This is a genomic window from Streptomyces sp. NBC_01506 (assembly GCF_045040295.1).
Lineage (GTDB): Bacteria > Actinomycetota > Actinomycetes > Streptomycetales > Streptomycetaceae > Streptomyces.
Window position 1 is genome coordinate 1,403,821 of the sequence record NZ_CP109422.1, and the last position, 18,056, is coordinate 1,421,876.

General features: G+C 71.0%; 18 protein-coding genes. 9 read left to right on the forward strand and 9 right to left on the reverse strand.

Translation table 11 applies throughout. The features are described 5' to 3' along the window. Positions 1-67: 67 nt before the first annotated feature. Positions 68-907, forward strand: coding sequence for a formate dehydrogenase accessory sulfurtransferase FdhD (fdhD, locus tag OG329_RS05715; RefSeq protein ID WP_405793224.1), 840 nt, complete (start codon positions 68-70; stop codon positions 905-907). 234 nt (positions 908-1,141) lie between these two features. Here the strand turns inward: fdhD and OG329_RS05720 are convergent, their stop codons facing one another. Next, positions 1,142-2,161 (reverse strand): bile acid:sodium symporter family protein, encoded by a 1,020-nt coding sequence (locus tag OG329_RS05720; RefSeq protein WP_405801663.1) that lies wholly within the window; start codon positions 2,159-2,161, stop codon positions 1,142-1,144. A gap of 251 nt (positions 2,162-2,412) precedes the next feature. Here OG329_RS05720 and OG329_RS05725 point away from each other — a divergent pair, with 251 nt between their 5' ends. The 4 genes from OG329_RS05725 to OG329_RS05740 all read left to right on the forward strand — a co-directional run bounded on the left by OG329_RS05725 (position 2,413) and on the right by OG329_RS05740 (position 6,888). Continuing rightward, positions 2,413-3,330: a LysR substrate-binding domain-containing protein gene (locus OG329_RS05725; RefSeq protein ID WP_405801664.1), complete on the forward strand. Its 918-nt coding sequence runs from the start codon at positions 2,413-2,415 to the stop codon at positions 3,328-3,330. Between the two features lie 147 nt (positions 3,331-3,477). After that, the gene (locus tag OG329_RS05730) at positions 3,478-3,810 is read left to right on the forward strand and encodes a DUF6247 family protein (RefSeq protein ID WP_405793225.1); all 333 of its coding nucleotides are present in this window, start codon (positions 3,478-3,480) and stop codon (positions 3,808-3,810) included. A 364-nt stretch (positions 3,811-4,174) separates the two neighbouring features. Then, on the forward strand, positions 4,175-5,974 hold the full coding sequence (locus OG329_RS05735) for an AMP-dependent synthetase/ligase (protein WP_405793226.1): 1,800 nt from the start codon (positions 4,175-4,177) through the stop codon (positions 5,972-5,974). A 74-nt stretch (positions 5,975-6,048) separates the two neighbouring features. Then, positions 6,049-6,888: an aldo/keto reductase gene (locus tag OG329_RS05740; RefSeq protein WP_405793227.1), complete on the forward strand. Its 840-nt coding sequence runs from the start codon at positions 6,049-6,051 to the stop codon at positions 6,886-6,888. Between the two features lie 30 nt (positions 6,889-6,918). Here the strand turns inward: OG329_RS05740 and OG329_RS05745 are convergent, their stop codons facing one another. The 5 genes from OG329_RS05745 to OG329_RS05765 form a co-directional block, all read right to left on the reverse strand. Next, on the reverse strand, positions 6,919-7,878 hold the full coding sequence (locus tag OG329_RS05745) for an AraC family transcriptional regulator (RefSeq protein ID WP_405793228.1): 960 nt from the start codon (positions 7,876-7,878) through the stop codon (positions 6,919-6,921). 108 nt (positions 7,879-7,986) lie between these two features. After that, positions 7,987-8,289, reverse strand: coding sequence for a 4a-hydroxytetrahydrobiopterin dehydratase (locus OG329_RS05750; protein ID WP_405793229.1), 303 nt, complete (start codon positions 8,287-8,289; stop codon positions 7,987-7,989). 3 nt (positions 8,290-8,292) lie between these two features. Then, complete coding sequence (locus OG329_RS05755) at positions 8,293-9,702, reverse strand: NAD(P)/FAD-dependent oxidoreductase (RefSeq protein ID WP_405793230.1); 1,410 nt, start codon at positions 9,700-9,702, stop codon at positions 8,293-8,295. Between the two features lie 107 nt (positions 9,703-9,809). Continuing rightward, on the reverse strand, positions 9,810-10,829 hold the full coding sequence (locus OG329_RS05760) for a LamG-like jellyroll fold domain-containing protein (protein ID WP_405793231.1): 1,020 nt from the start codon (positions 10,827-10,829) through the stop codon (positions 9,810-9,812). After that, the gene (locus OG329_RS05765; protein WP_405793232.1) at positions 10,819-12,276 is read right to left on the reverse strand and encodes a PQQ-dependent sugar dehydrogenase; all 1,458 of its coding nucleotides are present in this window, start codon (positions 12,274-12,276) and stop codon (positions 10,819-10,821) included. The genes OG329_RS05760 and OG329_RS05765 overlap by 11 nt, the downstream gene beginning before the upstream one ends. Positions 12,277-12,552: 276 nt before the next feature. On the opposite strand from OG329_RS05765, the gene OG329_RS05770 reads away from it, so the two are divergent. Then, positions 12,553-13,185, forward strand: a complete 633-nt coding sequence (locus OG329_RS05770; RefSeq protein ID WP_405793233.1) for an LAETG motif-containing sortase-dependent surface protein — start codon at positions 12,553-12,555, stop codon at positions 13,183-13,185. A gap of 82 nt (positions 13,186-13,267) precedes the next feature. Here the strand turns inward: OG329_RS05770 and OG329_RS05775 are convergent, their stop codons facing one another. The 3 genes from OG329_RS05775 to OG329_RS05785 form a co-directional block, all read right to left on the reverse strand. Beyond that, entirely contained in the window at positions 13,268-13,813 is a 546-nt protein-coding gene (locus OG329_RS05775) for a bacterioferritin (RefSeq protein WP_405793234.1), read from the reverse strand. A 133-nt stretch (positions 13,814-13,946) separates the two neighbouring features. Beyond that, complete coding sequence (locus OG329_RS05780; RefSeq protein WP_405793235.1) at positions 13,947-14,255, reverse strand: DUF5133 domain-containing protein; 309 nt, start codon at positions 14,253-14,255, stop codon at positions 13,947-13,949. 146 nt (positions 14,256-14,401) lie between these two features. Beyond that, a complete protein-coding gene (locus tag OG329_RS05785) occupies positions 14,402-16,246 on the reverse strand; it encodes a transketolase (RefSeq protein ID WP_405793236.1) in 1,845 nt (614 codons plus the stop codon). Between the two features lie 122 nt (positions 16,247-16,368). Between OG329_RS05785 and OG329_RS05790 the strand changes: the two genes are divergently transcribed. The 3 genes from OG329_RS05790 (at position 16,369) to OG329_RS05800 (ending at position 17,962) form a co-directional block, all read left to right on the forward strand. Next, positions 16,369-17,196, forward strand: coding sequence for a helix-turn-helix domain-containing protein (locus tag OG329_RS05790; RefSeq protein ID WP_405793237.1), 828 nt, complete (start codon positions 16,369-16,371; stop codon positions 17,194-17,196). A 154-nt stretch (positions 17,197-17,350) separates the two neighbouring features. Next, positions 17,351-17,722 carry a hypothetical protein gene (locus OG329_RS05795; protein WP_405793238.1) on the forward strand — a complete coding sequence of 124 codons (372 nt, stop codon included), beginning with the start codon at positions 17,351-17,353 and terminating at the stop codon, positions 17,720-17,722. A 72-nt stretch (positions 17,723-17,794) separates the two neighbouring features. Further along, the gene (locus OG329_RS05800) at positions 17,795-17,962 is read left to right on the forward strand and encodes a hypothetical protein (RefSeq protein ID WP_405793239.1); all 168 of its coding nucleotides are present in this window, start codon (positions 17,795-17,797) and stop codon (positions 17,960-17,962) included. Positions 17,963-18,056: the final 94 nt, after the last annotated feature.

Here is an 18,056-nt window from a genome sequence, read left to right on the forward strand (position 1 = left end):
AGCACGAGCACCGGCAGCACCGGCAGTACCGGCAATTCCGGCAGCACCAGCAGAAGGGAGGATCACCGTGGGACGCGTCACCGAGCGCCGCCGCACGATCCGCATCAGGGAGGGAGCGGTCACCACCCGCCCCGACACCCTGGTCGCCGAGGAGCCGATGGAGATCCGGCTGAACGGCAAGCCGCTCGCCATCACCATGCGCACCCCGGGAGACGACTTCGCGCTCGCCGCCGGATTCCTGGTCAGCGAGGGCGTCCTCGGCTCGGCCGACGACGTCCGGTCGATCGTGTACTGCGCCGGGGCGACGGACGACGGAAGCAACACGTACAACGTGGTGGACGTCCAGCTCGCGCCCGGCGTCCCGATGCCGGACATCACGCTGGAACGCAACGTCTACACCACGTCCTCGTGCGGCCTGTGCGGCAAGGCCAGCCTCGACGCCGTACGCACCACGGCGCGCTTCCCGATCGCCGACACTCCCCCGGTCCGCGTCGAACCGGCTCTGCTCTCCCTCCTCCCCGACCGGTTGCGGGCGGCACAGCAGGTCTTCGACCGGACCGGGGGTCTGCACGCGGCGGCCCTGTTCTCCGAGAAGGGTGAACTCCTCGACATCCGGGAGGACGTGGGCCGCCACAACGCGGTCGACAAGCTTGTCGGACGGGCGTTGCAGCAGGGGCTGCTGCCGCTGTCACGAGTGATCCTGCTGGTGTCGGGGCGGGCGTCGTTCGAACTCGCCCAGAAGGCGGTGATGGCCGGAATTCCGGTCCTGGCGGCGGTCTCCGCACCGTCGTCACTCGCCGTCGACCTCGCCGCGGAGACCGGGCTGACCCTGGTCGGTTTCCTCCGCGGCCCCTCCATGAACGTGTATGCCGGCGACGACCGCATCGCCCTCCACAGCGAGGTGTGACGCGCTGCCGCGGCACGGGATACACGGGACAAGGCCCCGGCCGGCGGGGAGCGCCCCCTGCGCCGGCCGGGTCCCTCCCCCCTTTTTTTGGGGGCTCGGTTCGCCTCCGGGGCGCTTTGAGTCGGTGTCGACGGTCGACCGTGCTCGGCCCCTCGTTCCTCGGGGCCTGCGCGCGCTCTCCCTTTCGACACCGACGCGCCCCTTCGGCTCACTCGCCGGGCGTCGGGGTCCGGGTCACTGCCCGGCGCCAAGCCCCGCGCGGACCGGCGTCGCTTTGTCCGCCAACAGATCGTCGGACAGAGCGTCATCGGGGAGCGGGTCTCGCGAACGGCGCTTCGCGATCATCGCGCAGACCACCAGTTGCAGCATGTGGAACAGCATCAGCGGCAGCACCGCCAGGCTCGCCTGCGCGCCGAACAGCACGCTGGCCATCGGCAGCCCGGCCGCCAGCGACTTCTTCGACCCGGCGAACTGGATCGCCACCCGGTCCGCCCTGCCGAAGCCCAGCCGCCGCGCCCCGTACCAGCTCACCGTCAGCATCGCCGCGAGCAGCACCACCTCGACCGCGAACAGCGCACCGAGCCGCCCCGGAGTCACCCGGTGCCAGACCCCGGCGACCATGCCCTGGCTGAAGGCCGTATAGACGACCAGCAGGATCGATCCGCGGTCCACCCTGCCCAGCAGTGTGCGGTGCCGGGCGAGGAACCCGCCGACCCAGCGCCGTAGCAACTGCCCCGCCACGAAAGGCAGCAGCAACTGCGCCACGATCCGCAGCAGCGAGTCGGGCGAGAACCCGTTCGCTCCGCCGCCGAGCAGGAGGGCGGCGAGCAGCGGCGTCACCACGATGCCCGCGATGCTGGAGAAGGATCCGGCGCAGATCGCCGCGGGGACGTTGCCGCGTGCCATGGAGGTGAAGGCGATGGACGACTGGATCGTCGAGGGCACCAGGCAGAGGAACAGCAGACCGTTGTACAGCTCCGGTGTCAGGACGAAGGGCACGAGTCCGCGCGCCGCCAGCCCCAGCAGCGGAAACACCAGGAACGTACAGGCCAGGACGGTCAGATGGAGCCGCCAGCTCTTGAGGCCGTCCAGCGCCTCGCGGGTCGAGAGCCGGGCGCCGTACAGGAAGAACAGGAGCGCGACCGCGCCGGTCGTCGCGCCGCCGGCGACGTCCGCCGTGGTGCCGGACGCGGGCAGCAGCGCCGCGAGGCCGACGGTGGCGAGGAGGGCGACGATGTACGGGTCGATCGGCAGCCGCCAGGACGGCCGGCGCGCGAACCGGGACGGGGACCCCGACGCCCGGGGACGGCGGGAGAGGCGGGGACGGCGGGGCGAGGTGCGGCGGTTCATGTGCTCCACTGGTTCTTGCCTGTGCTCTGCGCGCTGGATCTTGTTCCGTGTTCCGGGACGGATCGCGCGCTCTCCATCGTCCAGGGTCCGAGCTTGATCGGGAATCCCGCATACGGCTCTGACTGTGATCACGTTCCGCGATGACGGAAGCTACCCTGGGCCGTATGTACGACCCCGCCCAGCTCCGCACCTTTCTGGCCGTGGCACAGACCCTGAGCTTCACGCAGGCCGCCCGGCGGCTGGACGTGCGGCAGTCGACGGTCAGCCAGCACGTACGGCGCCTGGAGGCGGCGGCCGGGGACCGGCAACTCTTCACGCGGGACACGCACAGCGTGGAGCTGACCGAGGACGGCGAAGCCATGCTGGGCTTCGCCCGGACGATCCTCGCGGCGCACGAGCGGGCCGCGGAGTACTTCTCCGGGACCCGGCTGCGGGGCAGGCTCCGTTTCGGCGCGTCCGAGGACTTCGTCCTGACGCGGCTGCCCGAGATCCTTCAGGCGTTCCGCACCGACCACCCCGAGGTCGATCTGGAGCTCACCGTCGAACTGTCCGGCACGCTGCACGAGCGGCTGGCGGCCGGCGAGCTGGATCTGGTGCTGGCCAAGCGCCGGGGCGGCGACACGCACGGCGAGCTGGTGTGGCAGTCCACGCTCACCTGGATCGGGGCGCCGCATCTGCGGATCGACCCCGAGCGCCCGGTGCCGCTGATCCTGTTCCCGGCGCCGGGCATCACGCGCGCCCGCGCGCTGGAGGTGCTGGAGGCGGACGGCCGCGCGTGGCGCATCGCGTGTACGAGCGCGAGCCTGAGCGGGCTGATCGCGGCGGCACGGGCGGGGCTCGGCGTGATGGCGCACACCCGTGGCCTGATCCCTCCCGGCCTGGTGCCGGTACCGGCCCGCGCGGCGCTGCCGGAGCTGGGCGACGTCGACTTCGTCCTGCTGCACGGACGGCGCAGCGGGCACGGGCGTCGCGCGGGCGGGGCGGGAAAATCCGACCGCAGCCCGGCTGACGCGCTCGCCGCCGCGATCCTGGCGGGCGGCGACCGGCTGCACCGTCCTGCCGACGCGCGCTGAGAGTGAGTACGGGCGCGGTGCGTGGCAACCTCGCCGTTCGTCACGCACCGCCAATCACTCGACCACGCACAGTACTTATCGGTCGGGCCGACACGTACCATCGGATCGCCGCCCTTGCCATCGAGCGCGGAGAACAAGGAGTTGGTCATGCCGTTGAAGGTCGATCTGGATTCCTGCGAGCGAACACCTGGCGCGATCCGGGCCGCGCTCGCTCGGAAGCCGGAGTGGTTGCAGAGCTTCGAACAGGAATTCCTCAGCGCAGCCGCCGATTTCGATCAGGACGGCATTCACGCGGTGGTTGCCAAATGGCATCCGCATGCCTGCGCCTGTGCCACACCGGGCTACCTGGACGAGGTCGAGGACCTCGTGCGGCGCACCCACAGCAAAGGCGACGACAGCCTCGTGTTCTGGGATGCCGATGGAAGCGCCTTCGACGCCGAGGGCAACCCCCTCGCAGGAAGCAGGTCACCGGCGGGTTGATCTCCTACATTGTCAGCAACCAACACGTGGTCATCAACGTCATCGACGTCGTCGCCTCGTAACTTGGACGGGCGCGGGAGACCGTGCGGGTGCGCTGGTACAGGCCAGCCCCCCGGTCCCCGCGCGGGGCGTAATCACGCCGTACAGATTCGGTGGAGATTCCCCCCAGGCTTACTTACTCTTCGGTCAGAAGCTCCTCCCCAGCCTGTCGCCGGATCTTTCTTCCGGCCTCTGACCTGGAGTGATGCGACGAGATACCACTTGAGCCCGCTCCCTGCCGCCGGATCGCGCCTTGGGGTAGCGTCACGGCGCCGTGCGGAGCGCCACAAGGAGCAGGTCATTGCGCGAGTTCACTGTCCGTCCCATGGCGTCTGCGCCCCATGTGGGTGGGCTGGCGGACGTCGTATTCGATCATGCGCTGAATGATCCCGACCGCGTCGCGCTCGGCCGCAAAGGCCCCGACGGCGCCTGGCGGGACGTGAGTTCGGCCGGATTCCGTGACGAGGTGCTGGCCCTGGCGAAGGGGCTGCTGGCACGTGGCGTCCGGTTCGGTGACCGTGTCGCGATCATGTGCCGTACCCGCTACGAGTGGACCGTCTTCGACTTCGCGCTGTGGTCGGTCGGCGCCCAGTCCGTGCCCGTCTATCCGACGTCGTCCGCCGAGCAGGTCTACTGGATGCTGTACGACGCCGAGGTGTCGGCCTGCGTGGTCGAGCACGAGGACCACGCGATGACCGTGGGCTCGGTGATCGACCGGCTCCCCCGCCTGAAGCAACTGTGGCAGCTCGACGCCGGCGCGGTCGCCGAACTGAACGCGGCGGGCGTCGACATCGACGACGACGTGGTGCACCGGCACCGCCGGGCGGTGACACCCAACTCGACGGCCACGGTGATCTACACCTCGGGCACCACCGGCCGCCCCAAGGGCTGCGTGATCACGCACGCGAACTTCATGTTCGAGACGGACACGATGATCGGCCGCTGGGAGCCGGTCTTCCACTCCAAGCGCGGCGACGAGGCGTCGACCCTGCTCTTTCTGCCCCTCGCGCACGTCTTCGGCCGCATGGTCGAGATCGCGGCGATCCGGGGGCGGGTGAAGCTCGGCCACCAGCCGGTGATGCGGGCGAGTGAACTGCTGCCGGATCTGGCCGAGTTCCGGCCGAGCTTCATCCTGGCCGTGCCGTACATCTTCGAGAAGATCTTCCACGCCGCCCGCCGCAAGGCGGAGCGCGAGGGAAAGACGGGGCCCTTCGACAAGGCCGTGGACGTGGCGGTCAAGCACGCGGAGGCGATGGAGCACAAGGCGTTCGGGATCGGCCCCGGCCCGTCGGCGGGGCTGCGGATCCAGCACCAGTTCTTCGAGAAGGCCGTGTACTCCAAGGTGCGCCACGCGATGGGCGGCCGGGTGCGGCACGCGATGTCGGGCGGCTCGGGCATGGACCGGCGGCTCGGGCTGTTCTTCGAGGGTGCCGGTGTCACGGTCTTCGAGGGGTACGGCCTGACGGAGTCCAGCGCGGCGGCGACCGCCAACCCGCCGGAGCGCACCCGGTACGGGACGGTCGGCCAGCCCATTCCGGGGACCACGGTGCATATCGCCAAGGACGGCGAGGTGTGGCTGCACGGCGACCATGTCTTCTCGGGCTATCTGAACGATCCGAAGGCCACCGACGCCGTCCTGCGCGACGGCTGGCTCGCCACGGGCGACCTGGGCGCGCTCGACGAGGACGGCTATCTGACCATCACCGGGCGCAAGAAGGAGATCCTGGTGACGTCGGGCGGCAAGAGCGTGTCGCCGGCCGGCCTGGAGGAGCGCGTACGGGCGCATCCGCTGGTCGCCCAGTGCATCGTGGTCGGCAACGACCGGCCGTACATCGCCGCCCTGGTCACCATCGACCAGGAGGCCGTGGACCACTGGCTCGCGATACGGGGCAAGGGGCCGCTGCGGCCGGTGGACCTGGTGCGCGATCCGGATCTGGAGCTGGAGGTCCGGCGGGCGGTGGTGGCGGCCAACACGCTGGTGTCGCAGGCCGAGTCGATCCGTACGTTCCGGATACTGGCGCATCCCTTCAGCGAGGAGCAGGGGCTGCTGACGCCGTCGCTGAAGCTCAAGCGCAAGGCGATCGAGGCGGCGTACACGGTCGAGGTGGACGCGCTCTACCGCTGAACGGTGGGAATGCCCGCGCGCCCTCGTACGTTGTGCCCCCGACGATCGACCGACGACGTAAGGATCCACCGCACGTGAGTAAGGTCCCCTCCCTCACCCTCAACAACGGCGTCGAAATGCCCCAACTGGGCTTCGGCGTCTGGCAGGTCCCCGACGACGAGGCGGCGCGGGCGGTGAGTACGGCCCTGGAGACCGGCTACCGCAGCATCGACACGGCGGCCGTCTACCGGAACGAGGAGGGCACGGGCAAGGCCGTCGCCGCCTCCGGGATCGCCCGTGAAGACCTCTTCGTCACCACCAAGTTGTGGAACGGCAAGAACGAGACCTGGACGCGCGACAGTGTCCTGCGTGCGCTCGACACCTCGCTGTCGAAGCTCGGTCTCGACCATGTCGACCTGTATCTGATCCACTGGCCGCGCGCCGTGCGCGACGACTACCTCACCATCTGGCGCGCGTTCGAGGAGATCGCCGGGACCGGCCGGGCCAGGGCGATCGGCGTGTCCAACTTCCAGCCCGCGCATCTGCGGCGGCTGCTGGCCGAGACGTCGGTCGTGCCCGCCGTCAACCAGGTGGAGCTGCACCCGCAGTTCCAGCAGGCCGAGGTACGCGGCTTCGACGCCGAGCACGGCATCGTGACCGAAGCCTGGTCGCCGCTGGGGTCCGGCAAGGGGCTGCTGGAGGTCCCGACGGTGCTGGCGATCGCCCGCAAGCACGGGAGGACGGCCGCGCAGACCGTGCTGCGCTGGCACCTTCAGCTCGGCCATGTGGTGATCCCGAAGTCCGTGACCCCGTCGCGGATCAAGGAGAACTTCGATCCGTTCGGCTTCGAACTGGACGCGGAGGACCTGGCGGCGCTCGCCGCGCTGGACTCCGGGACCCGGCTGGGCCTGGACCCGGACGCGTTCGACGGCTGAGGGCGGAAGGCTGAGGGCCGCGCACCGTCCTCAATCGCCGGACGGGCCGCCGGCGCCGTGGCCCGTCCGGTGTTCCTGCGGGCTGATGCCCCGTACCCGCTTGAACGCCGCGCTCAGCGCGAACGAGCCGCCGTAGCCCACCTGTCGGGCGATCGATTCGACCGTGGCGTCCGTCTCGCGCAGTCGGTCGGCGGCCAACGAGAGCCGCCAGTCGGCGAGATACGCCATCGGGGACTCCCCCACCAGCGCGGTGAAGCGGCGGGCGAGCGCCGCGCGCGAGACGCCGCACTTCGCGGCGAGCGACGCCACGGTCCAGGGGTGGGCCGGCTCGTTGTGGAGCAGCCGCAGCGCCTGGCCGACCACCGGGTCGCCCATGGCCCGGTACCAACCGGGCGTCGCCGCGTCCGGGCGGGAGAACCAGGTCCGCAGCACGGCGATCAGCAGCAGGTCGAGCACCCGGTCGAGGACGACGCTCTGGCCGGGGTCGTCCCGTGAGATCTCGTCGTCCAGGACGGGCAGCAGCGGACAGTCCCAGGCGTCGACGGGCAGATGGAGCACGTCCGGCAGTGCGTCGAGCAGCCGCCGGCTGACCTCGCCGTCCATCCGGTAGGTGCCGACGAGCATCGTCGAGGACCCGTCGAGGGCGTTGCCCCAGGTCCGTACGCCCAGCTTCATGGACTGCGCGAGCGGTTCGCCGTGCAGGGTGTGGCAGGTACTGCCAGGGCCGATGACGGCCTGCGGCGTGCTGCCGGGAGCGTCGGTGACGGTGTACGCCTCCGGCCCCCGCACGATCGCGATGTCGCCGGGGCGCAGCACGACGGGCGCCGTGCCCGAGTCGTGGACGATCCAGGCTTCGCCGCGCGTGACACACATCAGACACAGCGGGGCGCGGTCCTCGATCCGTACGGACCACGGCGGTTCCATCACCATGCGCAGCAGGAAGGCCCCCCGGGCACGGGGTCCGTCGAGCAGTCCGGCGAGTGCGTCCATACCGGCCAGGTTAGTTGCGCCGCGACGGAGGGCGGACCACAGGCCGTGTCGCCGTAACGCCGCCCGCTCCCCGCTCCCCGCTCCCCGCTGCCCGCCGCCCGCTGCCTCTCAGCTCGCGCCGTGCGTGGGCGCGATCTCCTCGACCCGCGCGGCCAGGTCGAAGTCACGGTCCGTGATGCCGCCCACGTCGTGCGAGTTCACCGCCAGATCGACGGTGTTGTAGCCGAGGGTGAGATCGGAGTGATGGTTCAGCTCCTGCTGGATGTGCGCGACGTGCACGACCATCGCCGTCGCGGCGAAGTGGTCGGCGAGCCGGTAGCTACGGGTGAGCTTGCCGTCCTCCACGGACCACTCGGGCAGCGCCGCGAGCCGGTCCTCAATCTCCTGCGGTGTCAGCGAGTCCTTCGCCATGGGTCACTCCTTACGGGGTCCGCCGGGGACCCTCCCCAGTTCCGGAGACGCGGTGTCGAGCGGCACGGTGTACGAGCGTACGAGCCCGAGCTGTACGGACTGCCGGGGCAGCACCGTGTCCAGTATCCAGTCCGCCGCGACCCGTATCCGGTTCCCCGGCATGGCCGCCAGATGGTAGCCGCGGGTGACGGCCGCGGCGAGCGGACCGGAGAGCGGTACCCCGAGCGGGTTGGCCGCGGCCTTGACCCCGCCGAGGTCGACGACGAAGCCGAGATCGTGGTGCGCGTACGCCCGTGCCTCCCCGTGTCCGAGGGACGCGGCCACGTTGTGGGCGGCCACCCTGCCCTGGCGGGTCGCGTGCTGCGCGGTCATGGGCGTGTAGGCCCCCGGTGTGGTCAGGTCGGGGACGGCGGCGGCGTCACCGCAGGCGAAGACCTCGGGGTGTCCGGGCACGTTCAGCCGCGCGTCGACCAGCAGCCTGCCCCGTTCCACGGCCAGTCCGACCTCGCTGACCAGCGGATCGGGCCGGACACCGACGCACCAGACGAGGGTCCGCGTCTCGACGAACTCCCCGTCGTCGAGCTGGACGCCCTTCGCGGTGGCCTCGGTGACGGACGTGCCGGTGCGGACGTCCACGCCGCGCCCGCGCAGGACATGGTCGGCGGTGTCGGAGAGCCTGTGGTCCAGTTCGGGCAGGATCCTGGGCGCGACGTCGAGGAGCAGCCAGCGCGGGGCGGGTCCGCGTTCCGCGCCGGGCTGCCCGCGGACCAGCGCGTCGGTGAACAGCTTGCCCTGGGCGGCGACCTCGGTGCCGGTGTAGCCCGCGCCGACCACCACGAAGGTGGTGCGCGCCGCGTGCTCGGCGCGGTCGCCGGTGGCGGCGAGTTCGATCTGGCGGGTGACGTGGTCCCGCAGGTACAGGGCCTCGGGCAGGCCCCGGAGGCCGTGGGCGCACTCGGCGACGCCGGGGATCGGCAGCAGTTTGTTGACGCTGCCGACGGCGAGGACGAGCCGGTCGTACGTCAGCTCGCCGGGGACGCCCTCGGGGCCGGTGTACCGCACGAGCCGTTCCGCCATGTCGATGTGGTCGGCCTCGCCGAGTACGAGGCGTACGCGCGGCAGTGAGCCGGGCAGGGAGACGGTCACCCGGCGCGGCTCCAGGATCCCGGCGGCGACCTGGGGCAGCAGCGGCAGGTAGAGGAAGTAGTCGGTCGGGTTGAGCACGACGATCTCGGCTTCGTCCCCCACCTGCCGGGAGAGCGTACGGGCGGCCTGGAAACCGGCGAAACCGGCTCCCACGACGACAACGCGCGGACGGCCTGGACCCCCCGCACCGCTGGGACGGCTCGCACCGCGAGCGCGGTGCGCGGCCCGTGCGCGGTGCGCGGCGCGGACCGCACCGTGTGCGCGCATCGCGCCGCGCACACGGCTTGGACGGCTTGGACGGCTCGGACGGTTTCCACGGCTTGGACGGCTCACGTTCGGCTCCGAACTGTGGCGTTTCGTCCCCCGTCAGCCCATTATCCTCGCGTGCGCCGGTACTGCGACATGATCTCCGTGGGCGTGAGCGCCCGGTCGAAGAACATCAGGTCGTCCATCCGGCAGTCGCAGGGATTGCCCTCCTGGGTGTTCTGCGGATAGCTGCCGCCGATCTTGATGCCGCGCGGATCGGTGGGCGAAGCGGTGTCGGGTTCCGGTGGCCCCTGGACCGCCCACGGGTCGCCGGCCACGATGTGCCGGCCGGGCAGCGGGCGGCCGTCGCGGTACAGCGCCATCGTGCCGGTGTCGAAGTCGAACGTCGCGGCGAGCGACACCCAGGTGTCGGGCGGCAGGATCCGCCGCCAGTCGGTGTCGGCGGCGAACGTCTGTGAACTCCCGCCGTCCAACCGGCGGCCGAGGGCGACGACCTTCATCTCCCCCTCGACCGTGATGAGTTCGAGCAGCGCGCGTACGTCGTGTCCCTGCGAGGTGCCCGAGAGGATTCCGGCGAGGCCGATCGCGTTGTAACGGTCGTTCGGATCAGGGGTGTTGGAGTTGGGCGCGGGATTCTCACCGGTCATCTTGAACCAGCCCATGACGGTGGTCTGCCGTGCCCCGTTGAACGCGTGCAGGGTCGGCACCCCCTGCGGGCCGTACACGCCCGCCTTCCAGTCGTCGGCGCTCGCCGTCGCGGGCGAGACCTGTCGCGTACGCAGCACACGGCCGTCCCGCTCGTCGTCCCTCACCCGCGCCTGGGCGCCGCCGTTGACGAGTTCGATCGTGGTTCCCGAGCGGCCCCGGTCCCGCTCACGGGCCGGGTCACCGGGGACGGGGTGCTCGAAGTCGTACGCGGCGACCGGGCGCGGTACGCGGGAGGGCGCACCGGCGGCCCGGTCCGAAGGTCCGTCCGCCGCTCTGTCCGACGGTCTGTCCGACGGTCTGTCCGACGGTCTGTCCGACGGTCTGTCCGCCGGGGCGAACGCCGTGACCAGGAGCGTCGAGGCGAGGGCGAGAGCCAGGGCCGGCGCGAGGCGACGCCGCCCGTGTGTGTCAGCGCGCATCGGTGACCTTCCAGATCTTCCCGTTGGCCTTCGCGAGCACATACAGCTCACCCGCGCGGTCCGTGCCGAAGCGCAGGTCGACCCGCTCGTCCCCGGCCAGTTCCGCCATGGAGGTCGGCGCGCCCGCCGTGTCGAGGACCTTGAACTGGTGGACCTTCGCGAGCGGCCCGCCACGGCGCATGTCCGCCACGTCGGAGTAGAAGATCCGGCCGCCGACGCCTTCGCCGTAGACGTACTTGCCCCGCAACTGAGGGATCTCCGCGCCCCGGTAGACGAAGCCGCCGATCAGCGCGTTGCCGCTGTCGGCGCACGGTGTGGCCGGCGGCGGTACGTGGTCGAAGGCCGCGACCGGATAGGTGTAGCCGTACTGCTCGTCGTCGTCCGGGAGTTGGTAGACACCACAGGTCGGGTTTCCCTCCTTGCGGTACTCGAAGGGGCCCTCGCGGTCGCTCCAGCCGAGGTTGTCACCGGCCCTGACGTCGTAGACGGACTCGATCCGGTGCTCCCCGATGTTCCCGACGAACATCTGACCGCTGCCGCCGGAGTCCCAACTGAACCGGTGCGGGTCACGGAAGCCGTACGCGTAGATCTCGCCGAGCACGTACTGCCGGTGCGTGAAGGGATTGGTGGCCGGTATCCCGTACTTGCCGCCGGGGCCGTTGTGACCGCGCGGGTCGATGCGCAGGATCTTGCCCTGCGGTACGTACAGATCCTGCGGCACCGAACTGCGCCAGCCGGCCCCGCCGTCGCCGGCCGCGATGTAGAGCAGCCCGTAATCCTCGTCGCCGGGGCGGGCGTTGGGGTTGAAGTTGATCTCCTGGATGTCGTGGACCGTGCCCTGGAAGCCGAGCCGCATCACCTCGCGGCGCGAGCCGGCGAAGGTCGCGGCGGCCGGGTCGTCGGCGGTCCACTCGGTGATGACGCTGTGGACGACCGTGACTCCGCCGGAAGGCAGGTCCGGGCGCTTGGTGAGGGCGCCTCGGGCCTCGGTGTGGACGGTGTAGAACCTGCCGTTGTCGGCGAACCGCGGGTGGAACGCGACGAATCCGAAGCCGCTGCCGAGCCCCTGATGGGACCAGAAGTCGGCGCCGAAGGCCGCGCCGACGTCCAGATACTCGGTGGGCGTACCCGCCCTGTTCAGCAGATACAGCTTGCCGTTGAGATCGGGGACGTACAACCTGCCCGTACTGTCCGGGACTTCGCCGACGAAGTTGATCCGGGCCCAGCGCTTGAGCCGTTCGTCGGTCGGCGGCGGCACCGGTTCGGACTTGGGAAGGGTCGAGAACTCGTCAAGAACCAGGCCAATTTCGGAGAGTGTCGGATCGGGCAGCGGATCGGCGATCGGCCCGTCCTCACGCGCGGCGGCCGGTGGCACGAGAAGCGCCATCAGCAGCACCCCCGCCGCAATGGCCAGTCTCCTTCTGCCTGTTGTTCCGGGCTTGGGCATCCCGCTCACCTCATCGGCTCGGACGGTACGGCTCGGACGGTACGACCGCGGCCCCGCAGAAAGCGCTTCCTGCGAAGCATCTGCGCCAAGTTACAAACGAGACAAGGGCGCGGCAAGGGGCCCGGAGCGAGCAATGTGGCGGGCGTATCGATTTCGGGCACAACAGGCCCATGGGACGGTCAAGTCAGTAGGGGCGCGTGCGGAGTCGGGCCCGAATGGCGGTACTGTGCGCGCGCGCCGCCATCCTGGCCGGCGCAGTTCCCGCGGAGGATTTCAGTGACTGTATTCAACAGATCGTGGCGACGCCCCGGGGCGCTCGTGACGGTCGCGGCGGCGGGTGCGCTCGGCGTCGGCCTCTTCGTCGCCCCGGCGGTGGCGCACACCCCGGCCTGGGCCGTGACCTGCTCGGAGGTGAGCGTCGATCTCGTCAACTACACCGCCGACAAAGAGAACACGGTGACCCTGACGGTCGACGGCAAGGACCTGCTGTCCACCGAGAAGTTCGGTGGCGAGTTCCACAAGAAGATCGAACTGCCCGAGCACACCGAGAAACTGACCCTCCATCTGGTGGTCGTGGACGGTTCGGGCAACGACGGTTCGCTCGACGACACCAAGACCGCGCCGGTCTGCGAAGGCACCGAGCCCGAGACCACGCCGCCCCAGACGCCGCCGGAGGAGCCCGAGACCACTCCGCCGCCGGTCGAGGAGCCGGAGCCGGAGACGGAGACGACCGAGCCGACCGACGCGGCGGCCGTGCCGTCGTCGCAGCCGAGCCCCGCCGGTGACGACCTCGCCGAGACGGGTTCCTCCAGCACCACGCCGCTGATCGCGGGCGCCGCGGCCGTCATACTCGTCGCGGGTGCGGGCATCACGTGGGCCGCGCGCAAGCGCCGCGCCGTGGGGAACTGACCCACCGCTTCGCAGACGAATCGCCGGACGGACCGCGGACGCGGACCGTCCGGCGATTTCACGTACAACGCCGGTGCGCCCGTCAGGACTTGGCGCTGCCCGGCAGCCGCTCCAGCAGTCCCCGCAGGTCGTTCGCGTGCTCCTCCTCCTGCGCGAGCAGATCCTCGAAGACCCGGCGCGTGGTGGGGTCACCGTCCCCCAGCCACTGCGCGATCTCCGTGTACGCCGCGATGGCCACCCGCTCGGCGACCAGATCCTCCTTGATCATCTCGATCAGGTCGGAGCTGGCGTCGTACTCCGCGTGCGCGCGCTTGGTGAGGGTGTCCGGGTTGAAGTCGGGTTCGCCGCCGAGCTGTACGATCCGCTCGGCCAGCTTGTCCGCGTGTTCCTCCTCCTCCCCCGCGTGCTCCAGGAATTCGGCGGCGACCGGCTCGGCGTACAGCCCCGTCGCCGTGTAGTAGTGCCTCTTGTAGCGCAGGGTGCAGACGATCTCGGTGGCCAGCGCCTCGTTCAGGACCTGGATGACGCGTCCGGCATCCGCCCCGTAGGCGTCCGTCACCGGGCCTTTCTCGATCTCCATACGCGCGCGCTCGCGAATCGTCTCGATGTCGGTGAGGAATTCGGCCATGCCCGTTCACGCCCTTTCTTTCCGGCTGCTGTTGATGTCGGCGGGGTCGGCGTTGCTGTCGGTGGGGTCGGTCGGGTGGGTCGGGTAGGTCGGGTGGGTGGGGTCGGTGGGGTCTTCAGAATTCGCCGGCGCCTCAGAGCCCGGTCGCCTCGCGCGCCTGAGCCGCCTTGTGTGCCTGGGCGGCCCTGCGGGCCCGAGCCGCGTCCCGTACGTCCGCCGCTTTACGCGCCTGCGCGCCCCGATGGCTTCTGCCGAGATACGACTCCGCCGCGCGGATCGCCTCATGCGCGGTGCGGTGCCCCATCAGCACGCACAGGGTGTACGCGGCGTCGTCCAGCCGTCGCCGGCGCACCGAGTTGTGCGGCTCCTGGAGGACCAACTGCTCCCAGGTCCGGTAACGGCGCAGAAGCTGGGCGAGCCGGGCCTTGTCCGGCAGAAGCATGCTCGTCTCCCGATTCCGAAGTCGGCCCGGACGACCGGGCCCAGGCCGTGTCTGACAAATCCCGTCTGGCGCGCGACGCCCGGCACGCACGCTCCGTGTCCGGTGCCCGGCCGCCGGGACGCGTGGGGGCCCGGCCGCCTTGGCCGTCAGCGCACCACGGCCGTGCCCGTCAGGAGCTTCACCGCGGCGGCGATCGAGTCGGCGTCGATGCCGGCGGCGCGCAACTGCTGGTCGGCGGTGGCGGACCCGGGCATGTTCCGTACGCCGAGCCGCACCAGCCGAGGAGCCGGCCGCCCGTCCGAGAACACCTCCGCGACGGCGTCGCCGAGACCGCCCTGCGGGTGGTGGTCCTCCACCGTGATCAGACAGCCGGTGTCGGCCGCGGCGGCCTGGACGGTGACCTCGTCGGCCGGCTTCACCGAGTACATGTCGATGACCCGTACCGTGATCCCCTCGGCGGCCAGCAGGTCGGCCGCCTTGAGGCACTCGTGGACGGTGATCCCGGAGCCGACGAGCGTCATCCGGTCGTCGATGGAGTGCCGCAGCACCTTGCTGCCGCCGACCGGGAACTGCTCGTCGGGGCCGTAGATGACCGGTGTCTTCGCGCGCATGGTGCGCAGATAGCTGACGCCCTCCAGCTCGGCCATCGCGGCGACGAGCCGGGTCGTCTGGTTCGCGTCGCACGGCTGGAGCACCGTACTGCCGTGCAGGGCACGGAACATGGCGAGGTCTTCGAGGCCCATCTGGGAGGGCCCGTCCGCGCCGATGGACACGCCCGCGTGCGAGCCGACGACGCTGATCGACGCCCGGCTGACCGTGGCCATCCGCAGGAAGTCGTGGGCCCGGGTCAAGAACGCCGCGAAGGTGGAGGCGTACGGGATCTGCCCGACCGCCTGCATACCGACGGCGGCGGCCACCAACTGCTGCTCCGCGATGTACAGCTCGAAGTACCGCTCGGGGTGCTCCTTGGAGAAGAACTCGGTACGGGTCGAGTCGCCGACCTCGCCGTCGAGCGCCACGATGTCGCCGCGCGCGGAGCCGAGCGCCGTCAGCGCCTGGCCGTACGCGTCACGGGTCGCGATCGCGTCGCCCACGTCGAAGCGCGGCAGATTCAGATGGCCGACCTCCAGCCGCGGCTCGGTGGCCGCCGGGTCGGGCTTGCGCACCTCGACCCGCAGATTGCGCCGGCCGCCCAGCTCCTCGATGGCGCTCGCCGCGTCGGGCAGGGGCTTGCCGTGCATGCCCTCCTTGTCCTCCACGGCGGCGACGCCCCGGCCCTTCTTGGTGGCCGCGACGATCGCCGTGGGCTCACCCATGGTGGAGCGCGCCTCGTTGAAGGCCGCGTCGATCGCGCCGATGTCATGGCCGTCGACCTCGATGGTGTGCCAGCCGAAGGCGTGCAGCCTGCGGGTGTACGCGCCGAGGTCGTGGCCGTGGCGGGTGGGGCCGCGCTGGCCCAGCCGGTTCACGTCGACGATCATCGTCAGCGAGTCGAGACCCGCGTATCCGGCGTGCTCGGCGGCCTCCCAGATCGACCCCTCGGCCATCTCGCTGTCACCGCAGAGCACCCAGACCCGGGACGGGACCTTGCCCAGCCGCTGCCCGGCGAGCGCCATGCCGACGCCCACCGGCAGGCCCTGCCCGAGCGAGCCGGTCGCGACGTCCACCCAGGGGAGCCGGGGCGTGGGATGGCCTTCGAGCCGGCTGCCCTCCCGGCGGTAGGTGCGGAACTCGGACTCCTCGATGGCACCGGCCGCGAGAAACATGGAGTACAGCAGGGGCGACGCGTGGCCCTTGGAGAAGATCAGCCGGTCGTTCCCCGGGTGGTCGGGCTGGTCGAAGTCGTACGTGAGGTGGTTGGCCAGCAGTACGGCGGCGAGATCCGCCGCGGACATGGACGAGGTCGGATGTCCGGAACCCGCCAGGTCGGCGACCCGGACCGAGTCGACCCTGAGCTGCTGCGCCAGTTCTGTCAGTAGTTCGTTACGCATGGCACTCCTCACCGGACACGACCGTGTTCTGCCCCTTTGCAACCAGATTGCCCCACCTGGGAGGAGCCCGCAGAACACCGGCCCCGCAGCGGGCCCCGTCCCGGCCCGGCTACCGTCCACGTATGACATCTCCTGCGTCGCGGACCGGGGTCGGACCGCTCCTCAGAGGCTGGCGCGAACAGCGCCGGATCAGCCAGTTGGAGCTGGCACTGCGCGCCGACTCCTCCGCGCGCCACATCAGCTTTGTCGAGACGGGCCGGGCCCGGCCGAGCGAGGAGATGATCCTGCGGCTGTCGGAGCATCTGTGCGTACCGGTGCGGGAGCGCAACACCCTGCTGCTGGCGGCCGGTTACGCCCCGAGGTTCACCGAGACCGCGCTCGACGACCCGTCGATGGCGGTGGTGCGGGAGGGGCTGGAGCGGCTGCTGCGGGGGTACGAGCCGTATCCCGCGCTCGTCGTGGACGGAACGTACTCGGTGGTGGCGGCCAATCGGGGACTCGCCCTGATCCTGGAGGGCGTGCCCGAGCATCTGCTGGTGGAGCCGGTGAACGCGATGCGGGTCATCCTCCATCCGGAAGGCGCGGCGCCGCGTATCCGCAATTTCCGGCAGTGGCGGCAGCATCTGCTGCACCAGATGAACCGGCAGATCGCGCTCGCCCGCTCCGACGAGCTGCGCGCGCTGTACGAGGAGGTCGCCGCGTATCCGCCTCCGGCGGGGGTGGACGAGGAGCCGTACGGGGCGGCGGACCCCCACGAGGCAGCGGCCTTCGAGCTGGGGACCTTCGCCCTGCCGCTGCGGATCGAGCACGGGGGGCAGGTCCTGACCTTCCTGTCGTCCATCTCGACGTTCAACACACCGATGGACGTGACGGTCGCCGAGCTGGCGATCGAGACGTTCCTGCCGGCCGATCCCGCGACGGCGAAATACCTCACGACGGCGCTGGGCTGAGGACGTCGCGCCTGGCCGCCGAGTTGGGCGGCTCGTTACGCCGACCGGCACAGCCGGCGTAACCCGCGTCCCCCGGGCGGGCGGTTCTCGGCCTCCCGGCGCGCACGGCGGCGTTCGCGGGCACAGGATGCACGATCAGGAGGTCGTGCATCCCGTGAACAGCGCCCCGGAACCGCGCAGCGCCCGGCCCGCCACGGCGGGCCGTCCCCCCGTGCGTGTCGCCGTACTGCTGCTGGCGCTGCTCGCCCTCCTCGGGATGTCGCTGGACCCGTGCGCCTCGGCCGCCCGCGGCACGGAACCCCGGCCGGCCGCGTCGACGCCGCCCGAGCCCGCGGGAGAGGGGCACCACGACACGGCGATGGCGGCGCAGCCCGCGCAGGCCCGGCCGAACAGGCGCGGGGCGGCGGGCCCTCGTGCGGGGACCGGGCGTCGACCGTCGCGTCCTCGTTACGGAGGAGCCGTCGCCCCGTCGGGGAACGGACCCGCCTTGCCACCCCCCGCCCGTTGTGCGGTGCTGCGCTGCTGAGAGGTCCGGCACGCCTCGTGCCCGTCGACCCCACCAGCCGGTCAGCCCCCATCGCACCGCGAGGACACAGCCATGCCCATCGACCCCTTCGCCGTACTCAACGCCCTGCTGCGCGCCGAGGCGGCGCGCTCCACCGAACACGAGACCAAGACCCCGACGACCGCGCCCACCGCGGCCCCGGCCGGCCCTGCCGGGGGCCGGACCACCGAACCGCGCGGAGAAGGACAGGACAGGTCCTAGCTGTCGTTCTCGATCGCCGGACGGGCCGCACATGTGGCCCGTCCGGCGATCGAGGCCAGGCGCGGCCCACGAGCCGCGTGACACGGCCCAGGCT